Origin of the sequence: Psychroserpens sp. S379A (assembly GCF_049800755.1) — a bacterium.
Taxonomy (GTDB): Bacteria; Bacteroidota; Bacteroidia; order Flavobacteriales; family Flavobacteriaceae; genus Psychroserpens.
The window spans coordinates 234,303-258,028 of the sequence record NZ_JBNAFQ010000003.1 but is presented as its reverse complement, the minus strand read 5'-3'; the positions used below and the strand labels follow the sequence as shown (position 1 = coordinate 258,028).

The following is a 23,726-nucleotide window of genomic DNA, read 5'->3' as shown; positions in this document are numbered from 1 at the left end:
TTTGTGTATCATACGGTTATTAGTGATTAAATACGTAATAATACAACAGGTATAACAAGAAAACTCCTACTTATTAGTAGGAGTTTTTTTATGCATTATCTTAAATTAAGACAGCTAGTTTTTAAAATCATCAAGCAAAAGCAGTGTATTAAGGCTTAAAATCAGTTTCAGATAAACCTGTGTCAAAACGAATATCGCTCCAAGTCACTCGCGTCCAAGGCGCTGTGCTAACATCCGCATTCCAATTAGAGGTCTTGTATTTACGTTGGGTAGGTATTAAAAAACCATCAATCTCCTCATAATCCAACTGCATCAAATACGGTGTGTCTATCACGCCAAAATCGGCAACTGTAAATAAAAACTGATCTACCAAACCAGTCTCAGAGTTTATATACAACTGATAAATGTCGGTTGGCTTGTCATTATCCAGTTCAAAGGTAATCTTTACAATATCATAAATTTGGTCATCAACCTTCTGTTCTCCTAAATATGTATAATGCAACCCTGGGTCTAATAACTTCTGAAACATAGTAAACCAATAAAAATTAGTAGGTCTATTAAATTGAACACGCTTCAATGCGTCTACATCATTAACTATGTTACCATCAGCCTTAAGCCAATACTCTTTACCATCATAACCTTGTTCCAAAACACCAGCCAATCCTGGTAACGTACGTTCATGCTTACCATATGCACCATACGAAAGTTCATTAGCAAAAATGTATTTTTCAGTAGATACATCACTCTTATTGTCTGGAGTCATGTAGGTATAAGTATAAACCACATCATGTTTAGCGCGTAATTGCTCATAAGTACCAACAGTAGCAATCAACTCATAAACCAATTTATGACCTTTATTCATAAAGTTTTTCGGGTTACGAACTTCAACTTCAGAAGAAGTATTCTTTTCAGAAGACTCATGTTTACAACTCGAAAAAAGTACAAGAAAAATAACTGTAATAAGTGATGGAATTTGCTTCATGCTAAAAAATGGGTTAAGTAATAAAAAGCAAAGATACAGTTACCATCAAGCAACAACTCTAGTTTTAGATAATATTAACGTCTATACCTAGTTATACAAAATAGTATAATTAAGTTTTACAAAAACAACCAAGAGCATACTCGGGTCATAAGCGGGTCATACTCGGGTCATAAGCGGGTCATACTCGGGTTATAAGCGGGTTAACTTGATTACTAATCGTTATTGCATTACCTTTAAGTCTTGTTCCAGGTCTCCTTCAGGTCTCCTCCAGGTGTCCTTCAGGTCTCCTCCAGGTCTCCTCTAGGTCAGCTATAAATATAAAAATCTGATAATGAATTTATTAAGCTTGACAAACCAAATGCCAATAAAAAAATGGTCTTATCTCTTCAAATAATTTACTAAAGCCATTTTTTATTGTAAATTTGCCTGCGTTAATAACGCAACATGGCAACTACTAAATACATTTTTGTAACTGGAGGTGTAACATCCTCACTTGGTAAAGGAATCATCGCAGCTTCCCTAGCAAAATTGCTTCAGGCACAAGGTTACAAGACTACCATTCAAAAATTAGATCCATACATCAATGTAGACCCTGGAACTCTAAACCCATACGAACATGGCGAATGCTATGTTACAGACGATGGTGCAGAAACCGATTTAGACCTTGGGCATTACGAACGCTTTTTAAATGTACCTACAAGTCAGTCTAATAATGTAACCACTGGTCGTATCTACCAAAGTGTGATTGAGAAAGAACGTCGTGGTGAGTTTTTAGGGAAAACCGTTCAGGTGATTCCTCACATTACAGACGAGATTAAACATCGCGTGCAAATTTTAGGACAAACAGGTGATTACGATATCGTTATTACCGAAATTGGAGGTACTGTTGGTGATATTGAGTCGTTACCTTATGTTGAAGCTGTACGTCAGTTAAAATGGGAATTAGGCGAGAACAATGCCATTGTAGTCCATTTAACATTAGTACCGTTTTTATCTGCTGCTGGCGAATTAAAAACAAAACCAACGCAGCACAGTGTTAAAACCTTAATGGAAAGTGGTGTCATGGCAGATGTTTTAGTTTGTCGTACAGAACATGAATTACCAAATGAAGTACGTACAAAACTGGCTAAGTTTTGTAATGTACGTCCTGAAGCTGTCATTCAATCTATTGATGCATCAACCATTTACGATGTTCCTAATCTAATGCTTGACGAAGGCTTAGATAAAGTCGTATTAAAAAAGCTAGCTTTAGAGAGTTCGCAACCTAACTTAACACGTTGGAATCAATTTTTAACACGTCATAAAAATCCAAAAGGTGAAGTGGTTATTGGCTTAATTGGGAAATATGTCGAACTTCAAGACTCATATAAATCAATATTAGAAGCTTTTATTCATGCTGGTGCAGAAAACGAAGTAAAGGTTAAAGTAGAGTCGATACATTCTGAGCATTTAACTAAAGCTAATGCTGCAAGTCAACTAAAACATCTCGATGGTGTTTTGGTAGCTCCTGGTTTTGGAGAACGTGGTATTGAAGGTAAAATTGAAGCTGTTCGTTTTGTACGTGAGCAAAGTATTCCATTTTTAGGAATTTGCTTAGGCATGCAAATGGCAGTCATTGAATATGCTAGAAATGTCCTCAACTTAACAGATGCAAATTCTACCGAAATGAATGAAGCAACTGCGCATCCTTTTATTGATTTGATGGAATCTCAAAAGGCAATCACAGACAAAGGTGGTACAATGAGATTAGGTGCTTGGGATTGCAATTTGTTAGATGATAGTATCGCTAAAGAAGTATATCAATCTTCAACTATTAAAGAAAGACATAGACATCGTTACGAGTTTAATAACGATTACAAGCAACAAATTGAAGATGCAGGCATGATAGCAACAGGACTAAACCCTGAAACTGGATTGGTAGAAATTGTTGAAATCCCAGAGCACAATTGGTTTGTTGGTGTACAATATCATCCAGAATATAAAAGTACAGTGGCTAATCCGCATCCATTGTTTGTCGCTTTTGTAAAAGCAGCACTAAATTTTAAAACCAATAAAAATAGTGTCAGTATGGCACAAAACTAATATTGGACGACTTTTTGTTACAGTAAAGGAAGTTCAAAACTAAATCTCCTCCTACAAAGGGAGGAGAAATTTTATAACTTATGGAAGAAAAAAAATTTGACTTAAACTCCATTATAGGATTCGTCCTAATTTTCGGAATCTTGTTATTCATGATGTGGCAAAATCAGCCAACACCAGAAGAACTAGCAGAACAGGAAAAAGCCAAACAAGAACAAGTAGAAGCAGATAAAAGAGCTGCAGCACAAACTGCTAAAGACACTAAAGCAACAACTGCAGAAAACTACTCTTATGTGTCACCAACCGATTCGTTAAAAGTTGTTGAGTTAAAAAGTAAACTAGGTGCTTTTGCTTATGCTGCAACTTTGCCAACAGCAAAAGACAAGGAAACTGTTGTTGAAACAAATGTTTTAGATTTAAAATTCAGCAATAAAGGCGGATTCCTTTCAGGAGTTAGACTTAAAGCATTTGTTGATTATGATTCTATTCCAATTGATCTTATTAAAAATAATAACCAAAGCTTTAATATTCAGTTTCCAACGGCAGACAACCGTATATTAAATACTCAAGATTTACCTTTTGAGCCTTCAGTAAGTAAAAATGGTGAGAATACTGTGGTGTCGATGAAACTTAAAGTGTCTGAAAGTAAGTTTTTAGAATATCGCTACGAGTTAAAACCTAATGATTATATGATTGATTTCTCAATCATTTCAAAAGGGATGAGTGATGTCATCAATAGTTCACAGGAGATCAATTTAGATTGGGCATTAAAAACCTATCGTCACGATCAAAGCATCACTTACGAAAATCGTTATACGCGTTTAACCTACATGTACGAAGGTGATAAAATAAGTAAGTTAGCACAAGCTGGTGATGATGAAGAAATTATTGAAGATGCTAGGTGGTTGTCATATAGACAGCATTTTTTTAGTACAATATTAGTTGCAGATCAACCTTTTAAAAAGGCTACAATTTCATCTAAAGATTTAGTTCAAGATGAAGAGATAGATACAGTCTTTACAAAGGCATATGCTTCAAAGTTGCCTTTAGTGTTTAATGCTGGTGAAGCTAACAATAATTTTCAACTGTACTTTGGACCAACAGATAGTAAGATTCTAAAACAATATGATTATGATTTAGAAGAGAGTATCCCATTTGGTTGGGGAATTTTTGGTTGGATTAATAAACAGTTATTCATTCCGTTATTTGCCTTTTTAAGTTCGTTCTTACCTTATGGTATTGCTATTATTGTCATGACTGTCTTAATTAAATTAATGATGTCGTTTGTGCAATACAAGCAGTTTTTATCTCAGGCAAAAATGCGAGTGCTAAAACCTGAATTAGATGCGATAAGAGAAAAATACAAAGACAATAAAATGAAGGCGCAACAGGAAACGATGGCACTTCAAAACAAAGCAGGAGCAAGTCCGTTAGCTGGATGTTTACCAGGTTTAATTCAGTTGCCTGTATTCTATGCTTTGTTTATGTTTTTTCCAACAGCTTTCGATTTAAGACAAAAAAGCTTCCTTTGGGCTGATGATTTATCGTCTTACGATGTGATTTTTGAATGGGATACTTATATTCCTGTTATATCTACATTCTATGGAAATCATATGAGTTTATTTCCAATTTTAGCTGCCATTGCTATTTTCTTTTATATGAAAATGACAACAGGACAACAAATGGCATCACAACCAACACAAGAAGGTATGCCTGATATGGCTAAGATGATGAAATATATGATTTACTTTTCACCTTTATTAATGTTGGTGTTCTTTAATCAATATGCTTCTGGTTTGAGTTTATATTACTTTATTTCTAACTTGATTAGTATTGGTATTATGATTGTAATCAAGAATTACATCTTAGATGAAGATAAGATTCATGCTCAAATTCAAGAGAATAAGAAAAAGCCTAAAAAGCAAAACAAGTTTCAGAAAAAAATGGCTGAAATGATGGAGCAAGCTGAAGCTCAAAAACAAGCACAGCAACAAAGAAAGAAGTAATTAATACATTAAATTAATTACAAAAGCACAAAAAAAGCTGTCATTATTTACTTTGGCAGCTTTTTTGTAAAATAACATTTTGAAATTATTAACGTTATTATATTTTTATTTAGAACAATAATTAAAATGAAAACATTAGCATCTATATTTTTATTGGTAATAACAGCTTCAACTTTTGGACAAACGGTAAATCAGTTTGATAAAAACGGAAAGCGACATGGTGTTTGGAGAAAGTATTTTGATAAAACTAAAGAGTTGCGATATCAAGGAACTTTTGAGCATGGTAAAGAAGTAGATACCTTTAAGTTTTATACCTTAAAAAATAAAAAGAGTGTTTTGAGCGCTGTAAAAGTGTTTAATCCAAACAACAATAAGGCTTCGGTAAAATTTTTGTCTTCTAATGGTAAACTCATTAGCGAAGGCAGCATGAATGGTAAACTTTATGTTGGGAAATGGATATACTATCACAATAAGGTTGACGCAGTCATGTCTACCGAATTTTTTAATGACAATGGTAATTTAGAAGGTGAAAAAATTATATACTATCCTAATGGGCAAGTTGCTGAACGTTCTCATTATAAAGATGGTAAACTTCATGGAGATTCTAAATGGTATTCTGAAAAAGGGATCTTATTAAAAGACTTTTTGTACGATAACGATGAACTTCATGGTATGGCTAAATACTATGATGCAGATGGAATCATTCTTGCTGAAGGAGAATATCAACGAGACCGTAAACATGATATTTGGAAATATTATGAAGGTGGAAAACTCAAAGAAACAAAAGATCATACTAGACGAAGTAAGAATCCTAAAAAGCAATAGGTAAAACTTATTTAACATATAGTCATTTACAATAGCGACAGTGTTTATGTTGCTATTTTTATTTCTTAATTTTACAGCATGAAAAGAGTTATCGTCGGACTTTCGGGAGGAGTAGATTCAAGCGTTGCTGCGTATTTATTAAAAGAGCAAGGCTATGAAGTTATTGGCTTGTTTATGAAAAACTGGCATGACGATTCTGTAACCATTTCTGACGAATGTCCATGGCTTGACGATAGTAATGATGCCATGTTAGTTGCAGATAAACTAGGAATCCCTTTTCAAACTGTTGATTTGAGCGAACAATACAAAGAGCGTATTGTAGATTATATGTTTGATGAGTACCAAAAAGGAAGAACACCTAATCCAGATGTGCTTTGCAATCGTGAAATCAAGTTTGACGTTTTTATGAAAATTGCTCTTAATCTTGGAGCAGATTATGTAGCCACTGGTCATTATTGTCGGCGAGGTGTGATTGAAAAAAATGGAAAAACTACATATCAACTCTTAGCTGGAGTCGATACAAATAAAGATCAATCGTATTTTTTATGTCAATTATCACAAGAGCAATTATCTAAAGCCTTGTTTCCTATTGGTGAGCTGACCAAGCCAGAAGTTAGAGACATTGCTTCAAAGCTCGATTTAGTTACAGCAGACAAAAAAGATTCTCAAGGTTTATGTTTTATTGGTAAAGTGAGATTGCCTGAGTTTCTTCAGCAAAAATTAAAACCAAAAGAAGGTGTTATTGTTGAGATTCCTAAAACTTTAGAAACGTATAAACAAAAATTACCTCAATTCAATTCTAAAGAAGAAGAATTACAATTTCTATCAAAAAAACAAGAATACGCTGTTTCAGATGGAACTATTGTTGGATCACATCAAGGCGCACACTATTTTACAAAAGGGCAACGTAAAGGCCTTGCTGTTGGAGGAACTGTTGAACCCTTATTTGTTATTGATACAGACGTTGAAGATAATGTAATTTATACAGGTCAAGGTAAAAGGCATCCAGGACTTTTAAAAACTACACTTTTTGTGTCTAATGACGAATTGCACTGGATTCGTGAAGATTTAACCTTAGCCAATGGCGAATCGATGCAAGTCAAAGCTAGAATTCGCTATCGTCAACCACTTGAAGAAGCAACAATTTATAAAGTTAGCAATGGACTTTTTGTGGAGTTCAGCAATCAGCAATCTGCTATTACAGAAGGACAATTTGTAGCTTGGTATTTAGAAGACGAATTAGTAGGTTCGGGAGTTATTTCTTAAATTGCAGTAAAACTTACCCAAACAATTGCTAGATGAAGAAACTTTTAGTTTTAGGAGCTTTACTGTTTCAGTATATGTCTTTTGCACAAGAAGAACACGCTTGGGTGTATCTTACAGACAAAGAAAATGTTGCAACTTCTATAGCCAATCCAATTTCTATTTTAACTCAAAATGCTATTGATCGTAAAGCAGCGCACAATATTCCTATTGATGAACGTGATGTGCCTGTTAACGAAAGTTATATTTCACAATTAAAAGCCCAAAACGGAATTGCAGTTATGGCAAAATCTAAATGGTTTAATGCGGTTTATGTTATTGGTTTGGAAGTAGATATCAATGCTTTAGAAAATTTAGATTTTGTAGATCATATCGACTTTGCAGATAGGAGTCTTAATGCAGAATCTAGAGTTGCTATGAGCAATGACAAGTTTGAAATTGAAGAAAGCTTAGTCGATTTTAATTATGGAAGTGCTCAAAACCAAGTCGAAATGATTGGTGTAGATCATTTACATATTTCAGATTATACAGGCGAAGGAATTGTTATAGCTGTATTAGATGCTGGTTTTCCTAATGTAGATACAATGGGAGCATTTCAACGTTTACGAGATAATGGTGATTTGTTAGGTGGTTATGATTTTGTTGAAAGAAGTGATGAGGTATTTGAATTTGATGGAAGCGAACATGGTACAAGAGTTTTAAGTGATATGGCTGGTCATATTCAAGATGAATTTGTAGGTACTGCTCCTGATGCTTCTTATTATTTGTTTAGAACAGAAGATCCAACAAGCGAAATGCCTGTTGAAGAAAGTTATTGGGTTGAAGCTGCCGAACGTGCAGATAGCTTAGGAGTTCATATTATTAATTCCTCTTTAGGATATAGAGTGTATGATAATGAAAATTACAGTTATGCACCTAGTGATATGAATGGTCATACTGCTTTTATTACTAAAGGCGCAAACATTGCTAACGAGAAAGGTATACTCGTTGTTAACTCCTCAGGAAATTCTGGTGATGACTCATGGCAAATTGTTGGAGCTCCAGCTGATGCTTCTGGAGTATTGAGTGTTGGAGCAGTAGATTTTGAAGGTAATTATGCACCATTCAGTTCTCAAGGAAATGCAACGCAGCCTACTCTAAAGCCAGATGTTGTTGCAAGAGGAGCTGCTGCAGCTGTTGTGAATTCAAGTAATACAATTGTTAATAGTAACGGAACATCATTTAGTGCTCCAATAATGGCTGGAGGAATTGCTTCATTATGGCAAGCCTTGCCAAATGCTTCTCACGAAGAGATTAAAGAATTTGTAAGAATGTCTGCTTCACAATTCAATTCACCAGATTTCTTTTTAGGTTATGGTATTCCAGATTTACAATTAGCTTTAAATATCGCATTGTCAATTACTGAAGAAGAATTTGTGCGTTTTAAGGTATTTCCTAATCCAGTAACAAACATGCTTAATATTCAAATTCCTACAAGTACCGAAGCTACCACTTTGAAGATTTATAATATGCTAGGAAAACTCGTTTTAGAGAAAGATATTATTCAGTCTCAAACTAGATTAGATATGGCTTCAATGACTTCAGGAATTTATATCATGTCTTTCAAATCTAATAAAGGTTCTAAACTTTTTAAACTTATAAAATCATAAATGGCAAATAAAATTACCGAACTATTCAATATAAAATATCCAATAATTCAAGCAGGAATGATTTGGGCAAGTGGATGGAGATTGGCTTCTGCAGCTAGTAACGCTGGAGCTCTTGGTTTAATTGGAGCAGGTTCAATGTATCCAGATGTGTTACGAGAACACATTCAAAAATGTAAAAAAGCAACAGATAAACCGTTTGGTGTTAATGTTCCGATGCTCTATCCTAATATTGAGGAAATTATGAATATCATTGTTGAAGAAGGTGTAAAAATTGTATTTACTTCCGCAGGAAATCCTAAAACATGGACCACTTGGTTAAAAGATAGAGGTATAACTGTGGTGCATGTTGTGAGTAGTGTAAAATTTGCTCTTAAAGCACAAGAAGCAGGAGTAGATGCTGTAGTTGCTGAAGGTTTTGAAGCAGGAGGTCATAATGGTCGTGAGGAAACAACAACGCTGACTTTAATTCCTATGGTTAAAGAACAATTAAGAGTGCCTTTAATTGCAGCTGGAGGAATTGCAACAGGAGCAACCATGTTAGCTGTGATGATTTTAGGTGCTGATGCTGTTCAAGTTGGAAGCCGATTTGTGGCTAGTGAAGAAGCGTCTTCTCATCAAGCATTTAAAAATGTTGTTGTAGATGCTAAAGAAGGTGATACGCAATTAACTTTAAAAGAATTGGCACCCGTAAGACTTATAAAAAATAAGTTTTATGATGAATTACAAGAGCTGTATAAAAAAGGTGCTTCAGTTGAAGCGCTAAAGACTCATTTAGGTAGAGCGCGTGCTAAACGAGGTATGTTTGAAGGAGACCTTGAAGATGGTGAACTAGAAATAGGGCAAATCGCAGGATTGATTCATAACATAAAGCCTGCAGCTCAAATTGTTACAGATATGATTTCTGAATTTAATAAAGCTCAGCAACATGCCAATCAACCATTCTTTTAAAAAGAATTATATTTGAAACATAACTGACTAATTTTCCCTACAATTAATGAACCCTAAGTGTCATGTTTTAATTCCCGATGGTAATAGCACTTGGGCTCTAAGCGTTATAAATTGCTTATCTCTTAATTTAGATTACAAGCTTTATGTCTTATCAGATAAAAAACGGACTGCTGCTAAGTTTTCAAAGCACATATCTTATTACAAGCATTATGAAAAGGCTTCAGATAAAGATTGGTTAAACACTATCTCTAAAGAAATTGAAGCTCATGATATTTCAGTAATAATTCCTATTGCCGAAGAAGAAATAAAATTTTTTATACGCAATCAACAGTTTTTGCCTAGCTCAGTTAAAGTTATAGCACTTCCAGAAATTGATAATTTTGAAACAGCAATTAGTAAGCATAAGTTAAGTCGCTTTTTAAAGACGCATAATTTAGCACATCCTAAGTATCGTTATTTTGATAATTTTGAATCCTATTCAAAGGAAAAATTAGGGCTTGCTTTTCCAGTTTTAATAAAACCAATGCATGAAAAAGGTGGAGATGGAATTGTTAAGTTCAATACTCATAAAGAACTCAACTTATATTTAGATGAGCATTCAAATGTAGAAGAGTTACTTTTTCAAGAGTATATTGAAGGTTATGATATCGATTGTAGTGTGCTTTGTTTAAATGGCAAAATTCTAACACATACCATTCAAAAAGGAAAACTTAAAGGCGATAATGCTTTTGCACCACAATTATGCTTTGATTTTTTAAAAAATGATATTTTACTCAGTGTTGTGACTCAACTTATGCAAAATTTAAATTGGTCTGGAATAGCACATATAGATTTGCGTTATGACAAAAATGCTGATGATTTTAAAATCATTGAAGTCAATGCTCGTTTTTGGGGAAGTGTTGAAGCTTCTGTGTTTGCTGGAATAAATTTTCCTAATTTGGCTATTCAATTGGCTTTGAATAACCAAATAAAAAAACAGCACTATGATGATATTGAATATATGCGCTTAAAAGGTGTATTGAAAACAATTAAAAAGAATCCTTTATTTATATTCAAAAAGAATTATTTGTTAAACAATACCGAAACAAAATCTTTTCTTAAAGATCCAATTCCAACACTTTATAGGTTTACAGAATGGCTTGGAAGACGATTTTAGTGTTTTTTGATTAATAAAAACACAAAACTATAAAATTCAAAACGTATAACTTCGTTAAACAACATAAGTCTATAAACAACAAAAAGAGGACATGTCCTCTTTTTGTCTGAAACGTTTTTTAACAACAAAATTTTTAAATCCCTCTAAAATAATAGCTAAAAAAGTTTCTACCCCAAATACCTAACCTACTAAAATAAGGTATTCATAGGGTAAAAATAAGGCTTTCTATCATTTTGGATAAACAAATAGAAATCAAGTTATTAACAATTGTAAGTTTATAACATTAAGCTTTCAAATTATGGTGCTTTTATATTTCTTCACTAAGAAATTTATCAAAAGTACATCTGTAAAACTTACCTTTGCCGCCAGAACTTATGTTATAAATGGTAGTATCTAATTACACAAAAGAATTTAAACAAAATTGGCAATTGGCAGCTCCAGTAATGCTAGGCATGCTAGGTCATACGTTTGTACAGTTTATTGATAATGTCATGGTAGGACAACTAGGAACAGCAGAATTAGCTGCTGTGTCCTTAGGCAATAGCTTTATGTTTATTGCAATGTCTTTAGGTATTGGTTTTTCAACAGCTATCACACCTCTTGTTGCCGAAGCTGATGCTGCTAATCAATTTAAAGAAGGAAAGTCCTCATTTAAGCATGGCTTATTTTTATGTACAATTTTGGGAATCGTTTTATTTTTGTCTGTCTTTTTGGCAAAGCCTTTGTTGTATTTTATGAAACAGCCTGTTGAGGTTGTTGACTTAGCGATACCTTATCTTAACTTGGTTGCTTTTTCATTAATTCCTTTAATTATTTTTCAAGCGTTTAAACAATTTAGTGACGGACTCTCAATGACGCGATACCCAATGTATGCAACTCTAGTAGCAAATATTGTTAACATCGTATTGAATTATGTACTCATCTTTGGGAAGTTTGGTTTTCCAGAACTTGGTATTGTTGGAGCCGCTTATGGAACTTTAGCTTCAAGAATAATTATGGTCATTTACCTTTGGTGGTTACTTACTAAAAAGGAAAAATCTAAAGCTTATGTAACAAGCATTAAGTTTTTTGTTTTAGATAAATTGATGTTCAAAAAAGTTATTAATTTAGGTTATCCTAGTGCAATGCAAATGTTTTTTGAAGTAGCTATTTTTACTGCTGCGATATGGTTAAGTGGCTTGTTAGGTAAAAATCCACAAGCTGCAAACCAAATAGCGCTAAACTTGTCATCAATGACCTTTATGGTAGCTATGGGATTGAGTGTGGCTTCAATGATTCGAGTTGGAAATCAAAAAGGATTACAACATTATTTTGAGTTACGACGAATCGCATTTTCTTTATTTCTACTAGCAACGATACTTTCTGTTTGCTTCGGAATTGTGTTTTATGTATTTCATGATCAACTTCCAAAGTTATATGTCGATTTTAAAGATGCCGAAAATTTAACAGATAACATTGAGGTTGTTAGTATTGCTTCAAAGTTAATGATAGCAGCTGCAATTTTTCAAGTTAGTGATGGGATTCAAGTTGTGGTATTAGGAGCTTTAAGAGGTTTACAAGATGTCAAGATTCCAACACTAATTACATTTGTTTCATATTGGGTTATTGGCTTTCCTATAAGCTATTTTTTAGGAAAAGAGGAAGCTTATGGTAGTTTTGGTATTTGGTTAGGTTTGTTAGCTGGATTAACTGTTGCAGCAATTTTATTGTTTATTAGGTTTAATTATCTAACTAAAAAGTTAATTTTGAATTCAACTAATAGTTAAGACTAATTTTTTTAATATATGGAACTTCCAAAATTTATACTAGGTGATAATACAGATCATCCTAATGCGATTTATGTGATTCATACCGAATTTCCTAGATTTATTATAAATCTTGAAGATGATGAAGTAGAATGGTTTGAAGAGTTTGATGAGCACGATCAAAAAGAAATTGAAGCTGAAGCTGAAAATTTCATTCAAGCAGCAACAGATTTTTATGATAGAGAAGTTTCTAGATACGACGATTAATGTTAGAAGAGTTAGTACAACTTGATACCGAATTATTTGTCTACCTCAATGGTTTAGGCAATAAAACTTGGGATGCCTTTTGGTTGTTTTATACAACCAAGTTTAATTGGATTCCGTTTTATGCACTTTTATTGTTTTTAATGTATAAGCATATTAAAAACACTAAAGTGTTTCTTTTGACACTTCTTGTAATTGTATTGATGATTACCTTTACAGACCAAATTACTAATCTTTTTAAAAAGGTTTTAGTGATGCGACTTAGACCTTGTTACAACCCGGAAATTGATGATATTATTCGGTTAGTAAAACGTTCATGTGGTGGTAAATATGGATACTTTTCTGGCCATGCATCAAACTCAATGGCTGTAGCCACATTTGTGAGCTTAATATTGCGATCTAAGTACAAATACCTGCCATACATTTTAGTTGTTTGGGCTATAGTTATGGCTTATAGCAGAATTTATGTTGGTGTACATTATCCATTAGATATACTAAGTGGAATGCTGTTTGGAATGATATCTGGTAATCTGTTTTATAAGCTCTTTAAGTACCTACAAAATAGATATGAAAACAATTAAAAACTGTGTTTGATTACCTTATATTTTAGATGCTTTTTTTTCATCCATAAATACGCAAAACAATCTGTTAGAGGACCAATTAACCGATTGCTAATACCAAATTTTGATGTGCCAGCACGTCTTGAAAAATGTTGCACAGAGACTTGTTTAATGGTTCCGTCTTGTAAAAGAATCATGGCTGGTAAAAAACGATGCAAACCTTTAAACATGGGAATGCGTTTGGCATATTCGGTTTTCATCACTTTTAACGGACAACCAGTATCGTCCATACCATCTTTAGTGAACAATCGACGTATATTATTGGCAATTTTAGAACTAAGTTTTTTTAATAAGTTATCATTCCTACGTATTCTTACACCTGTTACTAAATCGTAATCGTTAATATGTTCTAAAAGCAAATTGAAATCGTTTGGAGTTGTTTGTAAATCGGCATCAATGTAACCAACAAGTTCAGTGTTTGTGTGATCGAATCCAGCTTTTAAAGCAGCACTTAATCCATAGTTTTTATCAAAAGATATAAAATTAAAACTATCGTTTTTATGGCATAAGGCTTCAATATTTATAAGGCTTTGATCAGTAGATCCATCATTTATAAATAACACTGTAGTCTTTATTTTTGATGTTTCGATATAAGTTAAAAGCTCCTTTCCGAGACGACTTATATTATCTTCTTCATTATATACAGGAACAATTATGGTAAACTTAAATAACATACTAAAAGTTGTCTAAAAATATGAAGAATGGTATAAGGTTAACTTTAATTAGTCTTTTAGCTTAAGCAGATATTCAGCAGCGACAAAAGGGGTTGTTTTACCGTCTTCAATGAGTTGCAATTGTAATTTTAAAGCCTCTTTAATTTTTGATTGATTAAAAAAATCTGATTTTAATCGGTCTTCAATAGTTTGTAATAACCAAAATTTACTTTGTTCTTTTCGGTTATGATCAAAATATTGATTTGTGGTAGTATGCTCAATATACAATTCAATCATATTCCAAAGCTCTTTAATACCTTCTTGTTGCAGAGCACTACAAAGCATAACCTTAGGTTGCCATTCAGAATCTTTTAAAGGATACAAATGTAATGCTCTGTTAAATTCTACCTTAGCCAATTTTGCCGCTTTAAGATTGTCGCCATCTGCTTTATTAATGGCAATAGCATCAGCCATTTCAATAATACCTCGTTTTATACCTTGAAGCTCATCTCCAGCTCTAGCCAGTTTCAGCAATAAAAAGAAATCAACCATACTATGTACAGCAGTTTCACTTTGTCCAACGCCAACAGTCTCAATCATGATGGTATCAAAACCAGCAGCTTCACATAATATAATGGTTTCACGAGTTTTTCGAGCAACACCTCCTAATGAATTTCCAGAAGGCGAAGGCCTTATAAAAGCATTTTTGTTTTTCACTAGATCTTCCATTCTAGTTTTATCACCTAAAATACTACCTTTACTTAAGCTACTACTTGGGTCAACAGCTAGTACAGCAACTTTTTTTCCTATAGAAGTTAAGTGCATTCCAAAGGCTTCAATAAACGTACTTTTACCAACACCAGGAACACCAGTAATTCCTATTCTTACAGACTTATTTGCATGTTGAAGACAGCCTTTAATAATATCGTTGGCTTGTTTTAAATGTTTTGGGTTAGAGCTTTCAACTAAAGTAATGGCTCTACTTAACGCAGTAATATTGCCTGTAATAATTTGAGAAATTAAGTCTTCTGTACTGGGTTTAGCTTTACGCTTTTGCCTAATTTTATTAATAGACAATGCATTAGTGATTTCAGATTGAGAAACACCTTCCTTGTTTTTTAACGCTGAAGATTTTGTTTTTTTGGTCAACTGCCTTTATTGCTTTTTATCTTTTAGTACCACTAAAGGTACAGCAATTTTTGTTTTGTCCCAAGCCATGGTTAGCTTAAGGTCATCTGTAGAATTATCAAAGGCAATAGTAAATTGCTCAACAGTTTTATTTAAAGTTTCTGTAGTAACTTCAATTTCTAAAAGGTCGTAATTAGGATCCCATAACGGTTGCATTTGCTCATCAACTCCCCAAGGATATTGTTTGGTGTTTAGCATTACTTTCCAAGTGCTATCTTTTGGGACTGTCCATACAGTATATTTTCCTTTAGGCACATAAATACCATCAATCATAAGATTTTTATTCGTTTCAAAAGTGGTTGCTTCATTTGCACCTGTTCGCCAAACTTTATCAAATGGTACTAATGCACCAAAAATTTCACGCCCTTTTTTTGAAGGTCTGTTATAAAAGACTTCTAATTTTAAATCGTTAAGTTTAAACTCTACTGTATCTTTCGGACTTAAACGTTTTGAAAAAATATCTTCAACAAAGTATGAGTAAAGAAAAAGTCCAATAGCTACAATGGACAATATAACAAGAAGTCGTTTTAAAAACGTGTTCATAAAAATCAATTTCAAAAATGGATGATAAAGATACTAGTAAATCGATAACATCACAACATAACTTAACGTACTTTTAGGATAAGTATTATATTTTATAAAAAAGTTTCATGTTTTTGCAACACTCTGTTTTTTGTGTCGTCTTTATAGTGAACTCAACCAAACCAAAAGCAATTTTAGATGTTAGAATCTAATATTATTGAAAAATGCAGGCAAAACAATCGCGTAGCTCAACTGCAATTATATAAGCAGTATTGTGATGGTATGTATGTCGTTGCCATGCGCTTTATGAAAAATTCTATGGAAGCTGAAGATATCGTACAAGAAGCATTCATTAAAGCATTTTCAAGGCTAGATCAATTTAAAGCTGAAGTTACTTTTGGAGCCTGGTTAAAACGTATCGTGATTAATAAATGTATTGACTGTTTGAAATCTAAAAAGCAACATTTGCAAGAATTAGATGAGGTGCACTTAAAAGTAGTCGATTCAAACTATGAAAGCGAATGGTTAGTAGAAGATACAATAACTTTAGATGAGGTTAAAGATGCTATTCAAAGATTACCAGATAAATATCAATATGTTGTCATGTTGTATTTGGTAGAAGGCTACGATCATCAAGAGATTTCTGAAATTTTAAATATTACAGAAGTGACATCGCGAACTCAATTATCTAGAGGAAAATCGAAATTAAAAGAACTATTAACACCTGTTAAAAATGGCACAAGATCTTAGGCAGTTATTTGAAAATGAAGACAAAGATTCGCAATTAAAAATGAGCGAAGGTCATGAAGCACGTTTTCTTAAAAAGTTAGACGCAGCTTTTCCAGAAGAAACATCAATCAAAAAACGTTTCAGTGTTTTACAAATAGCAGCAAGTATAGTTATTTTGATCGGATTAGCTTTTGGAGCATATAAGTTTATGAAACAACCAAAATCTATAGAAAATCAAGTAGTAGAAAATCAGAATAAAACAGATGAAGACCAATTAAAATCACTTGGTGATATTTCTCCAGATTTAAAAAAGGTTGAAGATTATTATTTAGCCAATATCAATTTAGAGTTATCAAAAATTAAGCAAACACCAGAGAGTAAAGAGCTTTTTGATGGTTATTTAGTAAGATTAGCCGAATTGAATCAAGAGTATAAACGTTTGTCTGTTGAGCTTACTGAAAATGGTCCTAATGAATTAACAGTGAGTGCGCTTATAGATAATTTAAAACTACGTCTCAATTTATTGTATCGTCTTAAAGAACAATTACGCGATTTAAATACTTCGGAAGAAGAACTAATGTAAAACAATATTAAAGACCAAATTTGAATGCAAATTCAAAACAAAATCAAAATTATGAAAACAGCATATAAAATAGTCGCATTACTTTTATTTTGCTTTGCTTTTAGTGTTTCAGCACAACAAAAGTTAACCAAAGCATCACAAAAAATTAATGTGAGCAAAGATGTAAATATCGATTTAAATACGAGTTATGTCGAAATAGAAATCGATACATGGAATAAAAACTCCTTAGAGATTGAAGCTTACATCGAAGGAGAAAAAATGTCTAAAGAAGAACTTCAAGACGCATTAAAAAATTGGAATCTTAAAATCGAAGGCTCAGGCGATTATGTAAACATCAGTTCAGAAGGAGATCGATTCCCAAATTGGAACGCATCACAATCTTTTAGAATTGACCTTGAGGATTTAAATCTCGATTTAGAAGCACTTAAAAGTTTGGAGGATATCAACGTCTACATTGCAGACATGCCAGAATTACCAGAGATGCCAGAGTTGCCTGAAATGCCTGAAATAGCTAAACTTAGAGTAGAAAAAATGCCTAAAGTTCCAAAAATCCCAAAATTGCCTAAAGGTGTAAAAAACATAAGTTTTGATACTGAAGCTTATGAAAAAGAAGGCGAAGCTTATTTAGAACGATGGAGTTCAGAATATGCTAAAAAGTATGGTGAAGAGTATAAACAGGCGATGAAAGCTTGGGGAAAAGAAATGGCAGCAGTAGATTTTACATCTTATGAGCAAGCTATGGAAGAATGGGGAGAAAAATTTGGAAAAGATTATGAAGCAAAAATGGCTATTTGGAGTAAGAAGCTAGAAGAATCTTTTGATGATGAATGGGCTGAAAAAATGGAAGCTTGGGAAGAAAAACACGGCAAGCAAATGGAAGAACGCGCTTTAATTATAGAACAACGTATGGCAGAACGAGAAAAAGCTCATGAACTTAGAGCAAAAGCCTTAGAAAAACGACATGAAGAAAGAGCAAAGCATATTGAAGAACGCGCGAAACATCTTGAAGAGCGTGCTAAGGTTGTAGAAGAGCGTCATGCAGCACATGCTAAACGAAATGAAAGTCTAGCAAGACGATTACACTTAAGAGGAGATAAGGTTAAAAAAAACATTAAAATTAAAATGCCTAAAAAGGCTAAACTGAATATGAATGTAAGGCATGGCGAATTAAAAATTGGTTCGGTTATTCATAACCTAAAAGGTGATATTTCACATTCAGTTTTATTAGCAAATCACATTGATGGAAGCGAGACTTCCATCAATGTTGCTTATTCTCCTGTAGAAATCACTACATGGAGTTTAGGGCAACTCAATCTTAAATATGTCGAAGATGCACACATTCAAAATGTAAACCGATTGGTTTTAAATAGTAATTCATCAGATATTGTATTGAGTAATGTATTAGATAATGCTATTATTGATGGAAGCTTTGGTGATTTAACTATTTCTAATATTGCAGATTCCTTCAGTAATTTGAATATAATTTTGGAAAATAGTGATGCGCTTATTTCACTTCCAAAGTCTGATTATAGTGTGTTTTTTAAAGGCAATCGCTCTAAACTCAATAATGAAATGACTTCTCAAAAAACGATAGAAAATTATATTAGCGATAAAAACTCTGGTAAATCTATTGTTGTTAATGCTAAGTATAGTGATGTTATCTTGAGGTAACTATTAAATATCTACAAAAGTAAAACAACCTTGTTTTATTTTATATATTTGAGAAAAACAAACCATGTCTTCAATAGTGTTTTCTCAAGTTTTAAATGAATTAGCTAAAGATTCATTTCCGCTTTTAGAGCCTTCAATTTCAAATTCAGATTATGTGTCTTTAGATCTTTCAAAAGATAATAAAGCATTGCAGAATGTTGATGTGTCATCTTCAGAAAAACTAGCAATTTATATTAATAATCACATTCAGTCTCAACACGGAAAAGTTGCTTATGGTGGTTATCTTGAAACCAGAGCTATTTATAATCGAAGCGCTTATTTTAAGACGTCAAATTTAGAAACCGAACGTAACATTCATTTAGGTTTAGATTTATGGATTGCTGCCGAAACTCCAATTTATACACCTTTTGATGCTACAGTTCATAGTTTTAAAAATAATACCAATTTTGGCGATTATGGTCCGACAATAATTTTAAAACATCATTTAAAAGATGTTTCGTTTTATACCTTGTATGGTCATCTAAGTTTAGAGTCTTTACAAAATGTTGAAGTGGGACAGGAGTTTCAAAAAGGAGAACAATTGGCAACTTTAGGAGATGCTTCCGTTAATGGTGATTATCCACCACATTTACACTTTCAGATTATAAAAGATTTGCAAAACTATGTTGGAGATTATCCTGGAGTGTGTTCAAAACAAGATTTAGCGTTTTATAAGCATAATTGTCCAAATCCTAATTTGATTTTGAAACTTAAAGGTTAACCTTATTTAGATATTTGTTTCTTAGCAAGCGACTTTCCAACGAGAAAACCTATAATTACTAAAATACCATCAGATAAGGTAAACCATAATTCTTTTGGTAGTATAGCTATATTGAAAAATGTAGCTGCAAGCATCAAGCCTCCAACAATATAAGCAGGAATCATACTCGTTTTAGAAATTTTTCCTGCAACAAACATACCAGCAATAATACCTACAAAATGAGCGATAACGACACAAAATTTTGAGCCTATAGGAATAAGATGCATGTTGTCCTTAATCTATTCCATATCCATAGGTTTTGCGCCTTCTGGTAATGGAAATAAATTATGACCAATAAGTGATTCGAAAATGTAAACAGTTACTGAAGCAACTATAAATCCGACAATGGTTGCAAGAACATTTCTCATAGTGTTTTGTGTTTCGTTAGTGCTATCAAGGTAATAAAAAAATCCCGAATGTTTAATTTCAGGATTTTTTAGATTCATCACTTCGTTCTGAATGACAATATGTTATGCGCGTTTGAGTGAGATAATCAAATACCACTTAGTGGTTAGTCTTCAATTAAAACCCATTCACCTTTAGCAATTAAAGGCTCTGCTTGCTTGTATTTAACCGTTTTGTTTTCACCACTCATAACATGCTTAATCGTAACACGATCATTACGACCAATTTTTGGTTTATCACGAACAATGGTTTCGACCACTTGCTGTTGTTGAGAAGCATTGGCTCCAGCAGCTCTACTTTGAGCGGCACGCTCGTCCATATTTGGAATGTCTTCTTTTTGCGTTTGTAGTTTCTCTTGCTTGCGAGCTTTAGCTTCTTGAATGTTGTTTTGTGTTTCGGTAGGTAACTCTCCTTTAAATAAGAATGAAATCACATCTTTATTCACCTGATCTATCATTTCTTTGAAGAGTTCAAAAGCTTCAAACTTATATATCAATAATGGATCTTTTTGTTCGTGTACTGCTAATTGAACCGATTGCTTAAGTTCATCCATTTTACGTAAATGGGTTTTCCAAGCATCATCAACAATGGCTAAAGTAATGTTCTTTTCAAAATCATTAATGAGTTGTGTGCCTTTAGTTTCGTAAGCTTTTTCTAAGTCTGTTACAACTTGAAGATTTTTTACACCATCTGTAAATGGCACAACAATACGTTTGTATTTATCACGCTGATTTAAATATACATTTTCAATTACAGGAAAGGCTAACTCAGCATTGCGTTGCATTTTTTCGCGATAGTGCTCAAAAGCAGCTTTGTATATTTTTCCTGCAATATCTTGAACTGAACTTTTAGCAAATTCTGCTTCAGAGATAGGAGAACTCATAGAGAAGTAGCGAATCAATTCAAACTCAAAGTTTTTAAAATCTTCGGCAGCTTTATTCGTTTCTGCAATGCCTTCCGAAGTATCATAAATCATATTCGCTAAATCTACACGAAGACGCTCACCATGTAAAGCGTGACGACGACGTTTGTAAACCACTTCGCGTTGTGCATTCATAACATCGTCATATTCTAACAAACGCTTACGAACACCAAATTGGTTTTCTTCTACTTTTTTCTGAGCACGTTCAATAGATTTTGAAATCATAGAATGCTGAATCACTTCACCTTCTTCTAATCCCATTTTATCCATCATTTTGGCAATACGTTCACTACCAAACAAACGCATTAAGTTATCTTCTAATGACACATAAAATTGAGAACTACCAACATCTCCTTGACGACCAGAACGACCACGTAACTGACGGTCGACACGACGTGAATCGTGACGCTCAGTACCAACAATTGCTAAACCTCCAGCTGCTTTAACTTCGTCAGACAATTTAATATCTGTACCACGACCAGCCATATTGGTTGCAATGGTTACTTGACCAGGTTGTCCAGCTTCGGCAACAATATCTGCTTCCTTTTTATGCAGTTTTGCATTTAATACATTGTGAGGCACTTTACGTTGCGCTAATATTTTTCCTAACAATTCTGAAATATCTACAGAGGTTGTACCAATTAATACTGGACGACCAGCTTGCGATAATTTGGTCACTTCATCAACAACCGCATTGTATTTTTCACGCTTAGTTTTATACACTAAATCCTGTCTGTCATCACGAGCAATTGGTCTGTTGGTTGGAATTTCCACCACATCTAATTTATAGATTTCCCAAAATTCTCCAGCTTCAGTCACAGCAGTACCTGTCATACCAGATAACTTGCGATACATTCTAAAGTAATTCTGAAGCGTAACCGTTGCAAAGGTTTGTGTGGCATCTTCAATTTTTACATTTTCTTTAGCTTCAATCGCTTGGTGCAATCCGTCACTATAACGACGACCATCCATGATACGACCTGTTTGCTCATCGACAATCATAACTTTATTATCCATCACAACATACTGAATATCTTTTTCGAATAATGCGTATGCTTTTAGTAATTGGTTAAGTGTATGAATGCGTTCAGACTTAATTCCGAAGTCTCTAAACAACTCTTCTTTTTCGGCAGCTTCTTCCTCTTTTGAAAGTCCTTTAGCTTCAATTTTAGAGATTTCCATACCAATTTCTGGCATGACAAAGAAATCTGGATTGTCTTTACCAGATAAGAATTCAACACCTTTATCGGTTAATTCTACCTGATTGTTTTTTTCTTCGATAACGTAGTAGAGTTCAGCATCAACTTTTGGCATCTCTCTATTGTTATCTTGCATGTAGAAGTTTTCAGTCTTCTGAAGTAATGTTTTTATACCTTCTTCACTTAAGAATTTAATTAAGGCCTTATTCTTCGGAATACCTCTATAAGCTCTCAATAATAGGAAGCCACCTTCTTTGGTATCACCTTCAGCAATTAATTTTTTTGCTTCAGCTAAAACACCTGTCAAATATTTACGTTGAACGCTTACTATATTGTCAACCTTTGGTTTTAGTTCTGTAAACTCATGACGATCGCCTTGCGGAATAGGTCCAGAAATGATTAAAGGTGTACGAGCATCATCAATTAATACCGAATCGACCTCATCGACAATAGCATAGTGGTGAGGACGTTGTACTAAATCGTCTGGCGAATGTGCCATGTTATCTCTTAAGTAATCAAACCCAAATTCATTATTGGTTCCATAAGTGATATCTGCACGATAAGCTTTTCGTCTTGCTTCAGAATTAGGTTGATGGTAATCAATACAATCGACACTTAAGCCATGAAATTCAAAAATTGGAGCCATCCAAGCACTATCACGTTTTGCTAGATAGTCGTTAACGGTTACTAAGTGTACGCCTTTTCCAGCTAAAGCATTTAGGTACACAGGCAGCGTTGCTACTAAAGTTTTACCTTCACCAGTTTGCATTTCGGCAATTTTACCTTGATGCATGGCTGCTCCACCAATAAGCTGAACATCGTAATGAATCATGTCCCAAGTGATGGCTTTACCAGCAGCATCCCAAGAGTTTGCCCAAATGGCTTGGTCACCATTTAAAGTGACATAATCTTTATCGCCAGAAACCAAACGATCAAACTCATTAGCTTGCACAGGGATTTCGGTATTGTGAACAAAACGCTTTGCTGTTTCTTTTACAACGGCAAAAGCTTCAGGCATGATATCGTTTAGAACACCTTCGGTAACCTCGTAAATATCATCTTTGATTTTATCTATAGATTCGTAGATGTCTTCTCTTTTGTCAATATCATCTGTGTTTTCGGCATCTTTTAACAACTGATCGATGTCATCTTGAAGTGGTTTTCTTGCCTCTGCTATTTTCGCTTTGAATTCTGCTGTTTTTGCTCTTAATTCGTCATGTGATAATTGCTCAAGCGCACCTTCAAATGATTTTACTTTTTCTACGATAGGAGTTAAGGCTTTAACATCTTGTTTAGCTTTATCTCCTACAAATACTTTTAATACTGAATTTAAAAAACTCATTGTGTTTATTTATATGATTTATAAACGTTATTTATAACGTTTCATCTTTAATGTTTAGTAAACCTCAAAGATATGATTTGTGTTATTTATTTTGAAAGATTAAGGCACAAAAAAAGTCTCAATTTGAGACTTTTTAACTTTTATTTTACGTTTAAAGTAGCTTGAGCATCAAGCAG

At 33.5% G+C, this 23,726-nt stretch carries 21 protein-coding genes; 14 read left to right on the top strand and 7 right to left on the bottom strand.

What is annotated here, in order from left to right:
* Positions 1–148 precede the first annotated feature (148 nt).
* Complete coding sequence (locus ACP15M_RS10340; RefSeq protein ID WP_425077137.1) at positions 149–982, bottom strand: hypothetical protein; 834 nt, start codon at positions 980–982, stop codon at positions 149–151.
* 444 nt (positions 983–1,426) lie between these two features.
* On the opposite strand from ACP15M_RS10340, the gene ACP15M_RS10335 reads away from it, so the two are divergent.
* The 10 genes from ACP15M_RS10335 to ACP15M_RS10290 all read left to right on the top strand — a co-directional run bounded on the left by ACP15M_RS10335 (position 1,427) and on the right by ACP15M_RS10290 (position 13,498).
* Positions 1,427–3,064, top strand: coding sequence for a CTP synthase (locus ACP15M_RS10335; RefSeq protein WP_425077136.1), 1,638 nt, complete (start codon positions 1,427–1,429; stop codon positions 3,062–3,064).
* Positions 3,065–3,144: 80 nt separating this feature from the next.
* Positions 3,145–5,067: a membrane protein insertase YidC gene (gene yidC / locus ACP15M_RS10330; protein WP_425077135.1), complete on the top strand. Its 1,923-nt coding sequence runs from the start codon at positions 3,145–3,147 to the stop codon at positions 5,065–5,067.
* Between the two features lie 126 nt (positions 5,068–5,193).
* Positions 5,194–5,892: a toxin-antitoxin system YwqK family antitoxin gene (locus ACP15M_RS10325; protein ID WP_425077134.1), complete on the top strand. Its 699-nt coding sequence runs from the start codon at positions 5,194–5,196 to the stop codon at positions 5,890–5,892.
* Positions 5,893–5,970: 78 nt separating this feature from the next.
* Positions 5,971–7,158, top strand: coding sequence for a tRNA 2-thiouridine(34) synthase MnmA (gene mnmA, locus ACP15M_RS10320; RefSeq protein WP_425077133.1), 1,188 nt, complete (start codon positions 5,971–5,973; stop codon positions 7,156–7,158).
* 32 nt (positions 7,159–7,190) lie between these two features.
* Positions 7,191–8,804, top strand: a complete 1,614-nt coding sequence (locus ACP15M_RS10315) for a S8 family serine peptidase (RefSeq protein WP_425077132.1) — start codon at positions 7,191–7,193, stop codon at positions 8,802–8,804.
* Entirely contained in the window at positions 8,805–9,752 is a 948-nt protein-coding gene (locus ACP15M_RS10310) for an NAD(P)H-dependent flavin oxidoreductase (RefSeq protein WP_425077131.1), read from the top strand.
* A gap of 46 nt (positions 9,753–9,798) precedes the next feature.
* Complete coding sequence (locus ACP15M_RS10305) at positions 9,799–10,908, top strand: ATP-grasp domain-containing protein (protein ID WP_425077130.1); 1,110 nt, start codon at positions 9,799–9,801, stop codon at positions 10,906–10,908.
* A gap of 383 nt (positions 10,909–11,291) precedes the next feature.
* Positions 11,292–12,674, top strand: coding sequence for an MATE family efflux transporter (locus ACP15M_RS10300; protein ID WP_425077129.1), 1,383 nt, complete (start codon positions 11,292–11,294; stop codon positions 12,672–12,674).
* Positions 12,675–12,692: 18 nt separating this feature from the next.
* Positions 12,693–12,920, top strand: coding sequence for a hypothetical protein (locus tag ACP15M_RS10295; RefSeq protein ID WP_425077128.1), 228 nt, complete (start codon positions 12,693–12,695; stop codon positions 12,918–12,920).
* Positions 12,920–13,498: a phosphatase PAP2 family protein gene (locus ACP15M_RS10290; RefSeq protein ID WP_425077127.1), complete on the top strand. Its 579-nt coding sequence runs from the start codon at positions 12,920–12,922 to the stop codon at positions 13,496–13,498. Before ACP15M_RS10295 ends, ACP15M_RS10290 begins: the two co-directional genes overlap by 1 nt.
* Here ACP15M_RS10290 and ACP15M_RS10285 read toward each other — a convergent pair.
* Genes ACP15M_RS10285 through ACP15M_RS10275 form a run of 3 tightly spaced genes read right to left on the bottom strand, consistent with a single transcriptional unit; the run spans position 13,495 to position 15,921 of the window.
* Positions 13,495–14,211: a glycosyltransferase family 2 protein gene (locus tag ACP15M_RS10285; protein WP_425077126.1), complete on the bottom strand. Its 717-nt coding sequence runs from the start codon at positions 14,209–14,211 to the stop codon at positions 13,495–13,497. The genes ACP15M_RS10290 and ACP15M_RS10285 overlap by 4 nt on opposite strands.
* 48 nt (positions 14,212–14,259) lie before the next feature.
* Positions 14,260–15,339, bottom strand: a complete 1,080-nt coding sequence (gene meaB, locus ACP15M_RS10280) for a methylmalonyl Co-A mutase-associated GTPase MeaB (protein ID WP_425077125.1) — start codon at positions 15,337–15,339, stop codon at positions 14,260–14,262.
* Between the two features lie 6 nt (positions 15,340–15,345).
* Positions 15,346–15,921, bottom strand: a complete 576-nt coding sequence (locus ACP15M_RS10275) for a DUF2911 domain-containing protein (protein WP_425077124.1) — start codon at positions 15,919–15,921, stop codon at positions 15,346–15,348.
* Between the two features lie 177 nt (positions 15,922–16,098).
* Here ACP15M_RS10275 and ACP15M_RS10270 point away from each other — a divergent pair, with 177 nt between their 5' ends.
* From ACP15M_RS10270 to ACP15M_RS10255, 4 genes are all read left to right on the top strand, one after another.
* Positions 16,099–16,650 (top strand): RNA polymerase sigma factor, encoded by a 552-nt coding sequence (locus ACP15M_RS10270; RefSeq protein ID WP_425077123.1) that lies wholly within the window; start codon positions 16,099–16,101, stop codon positions 16,648–16,650.
* On the top strand, positions 16,634–17,212 hold the full coding sequence (locus tag ACP15M_RS10265; RefSeq protein WP_425077122.1) for a hypothetical protein: 579 nt from the start codon (positions 16,634–16,636) through the stop codon (positions 17,210–17,212). The genes ACP15M_RS10270 and ACP15M_RS10265 overlap by 17 nt, the downstream gene beginning before the upstream one ends.
* Positions 17,213–17,263: 51 nt before the next feature.
* Complete coding sequence (locus ACP15M_RS10260) at positions 17,264–18,883, top strand: hypothetical protein (RefSeq protein WP_425077121.1); 1,620 nt, start codon at positions 17,264–17,266, stop codon at positions 18,881–18,883.
* A 64-nt stretch (positions 18,884–18,947) separates the two neighbouring features.
* Complete coding sequence (locus ACP15M_RS10255) at positions 18,948–19,643, top strand: peptidoglycan DD-metalloendopeptidase family protein (RefSeq protein WP_425077120.1); 696 nt, start codon at positions 18,948–18,950, stop codon at positions 19,641–19,643.
* A 2-nt stretch (positions 19,644–19,645) separates the two neighbouring features.
* On the opposite strand, the gene ACP15M_RS10250 is transcribed toward ACP15M_RS10255, so the two are convergent.
* The 3 genes from ACP15M_RS10250 to secA form a co-directional block, all read right to left on the bottom strand.
* The gene (locus ACP15M_RS10250; protein ID WP_425077119.1) at positions 19,646–19,909 is read right to left on the bottom strand and encodes a hypothetical protein; all 264 of its coding nucleotides are present in this window, start codon (positions 19,907–19,909) and stop codon (positions 19,646–19,648) included.
* Between the two features lie 12 nt (positions 19,910–19,921).
* Complete coding sequence (locus tag ACP15M_RS10245; RefSeq protein ID WP_425077118.1) at positions 19,922–20,050, bottom strand: hypothetical protein; 129 nt, start codon at positions 20,048–20,050, stop codon at positions 19,922–19,924.
* A gap of 143 nt (positions 20,051–20,193) precedes the next feature.
* The gene (secA, locus tag ACP15M_RS10240) at positions 20,194–23,550 is read right to left on the bottom strand and encodes a preprotein translocase subunit SecA (RefSeq protein WP_425077117.1); all 3,357 of its coding nucleotides are present in this window, start codon (positions 23,548–23,550) and stop codon (positions 20,194–20,196) included.
* Positions 23,551–23,726 lie beyond the last annotated feature (176 nt).

Coding starts and splice junctions, on each gene's coding strand:
- ACP15M_RS10300 (WP_425077129.1), top strand. CDS start 11,292: ATGGTAGTATCTAATTACACAAAAGAATTTAAACAAAATTGGCAATTG.
- yidC (WP_425077135.1), top strand. CDS start 3,145: ATGGAAGAAAAAAAATTTGACTTAAACTCCATTATAGGATTCGTCCTA.
- ACP15M_RS10265 (WP_425077122.1), top strand. CDS start 16,634: ATGGCACAAGATCTTAGGCAGTTATTTGAAAATGAAGACAAAGATTCG.
- ACP15M_RS10270 (WP_425077123.1), top strand. CDS start 16,099: ATGTTAGAATCTAATATTATTGAAAAATGCAGGCAAAACAATCGCGTA.
- ACP15M_RS10325 (WP_425077134.1), top strand. CDS start 5,194: ATGAAAACATTAGCATCTATATTTTTATTGGTAATAACAGCTTCAACT.
- mnmA (WP_425077133.1), top strand. CDS start 5,971: ATGAAAAGAGTTATCGTCGGACTTTCGGGAGGAGTAGATTCAAGCGTT.
- ACP15M_RS10340 (WP_425077137.1), bottom strand. CDS start 982: ATGAAGCAAATTCCATCACTTATTACAGTTATTTTTCTTGTACTTTTT.
- ACP15M_RS10295 (WP_425077128.1), top strand. CDS start 12,693: ATGGAACTTCCAAAATTTATACTAGGTGATAATACAGATCATCCTAAT.
- ACP15M_RS10305 (WP_425077130.1), top strand. CDS start 9,799: ATGAACCCTAAGTGTCATGTTTTAATTCCCGATGGTAATAGCACTTGG.
- ACP15M_RS10290 (WP_425077127.1), top strand. CDS start 12,920: ATGTTAGAAGAGTTAGTACAACTTGATACCGAATTATTTGTCTACCTC.
- secA (WP_425077117.1), bottom strand. CDS start 23,550: ATGAGTTTTTTAAATTCAGTATTAAAAGTATTTGTAGGAGATAAAGCT.
- ACP15M_RS10275 (WP_425077124.1), bottom strand. CDS start 15,921: ATGAACACGTTTTTAAAACGACTTCTTGTTATATTGTCCATTGTAGCT.
- ACP15M_RS10315 (WP_425077132.1), top strand. CDS start 7,191: ATGAAGAAACTTTTAGTTTTAGGAGCTTTACTGTTTCAGTATATGTCT.
- ACP15M_RS10285 (WP_425077126.1), bottom strand. CDS start 14,211: ATGTTATTTAAGTTTACCATAATTGTTCCTGTATATAATGAAGAAGAT.
- ACP15M_RS10260 (WP_425077121.1), top strand. CDS start 17,264: ATGAAAACAGCATATAAAATAGTCGCATTACTTTTATTTTGCTTTGCT.
- ACP15M_RS10310 (WP_425077131.1), top strand. CDS start 8,805: ATGGCAAATAAAATTACCGAACTATTCAATATAAAATATCCAATAATT.
- ACP15M_RS10255 (WP_425077120.1), top strand. CDS start 18,948: ATGTCTTCAATAGTGTTTTCTCAAGTTTTAAATGAATTAGCTAAAGAT.
- ACP15M_RS10250 (WP_425077119.1), bottom strand. CDS start 19,909: ATGCATCTTATTCCTATAGGCTCAAAATTTTGTGTCGTTATCGCTCAT.
- ACP15M_RS10245 (WP_425077118.1), bottom strand. CDS start 20,050: ATGAGAAATGTTCTTGCAACCATTGTCGGATTTATAGTTGCTTCAGTA.
- ACP15M_RS10335 (WP_425077136.1), top strand. CDS start 1,427: ATGGCAACTACTAAATACATTTTTGTAACTGGAGGTGTAACATCCTCA.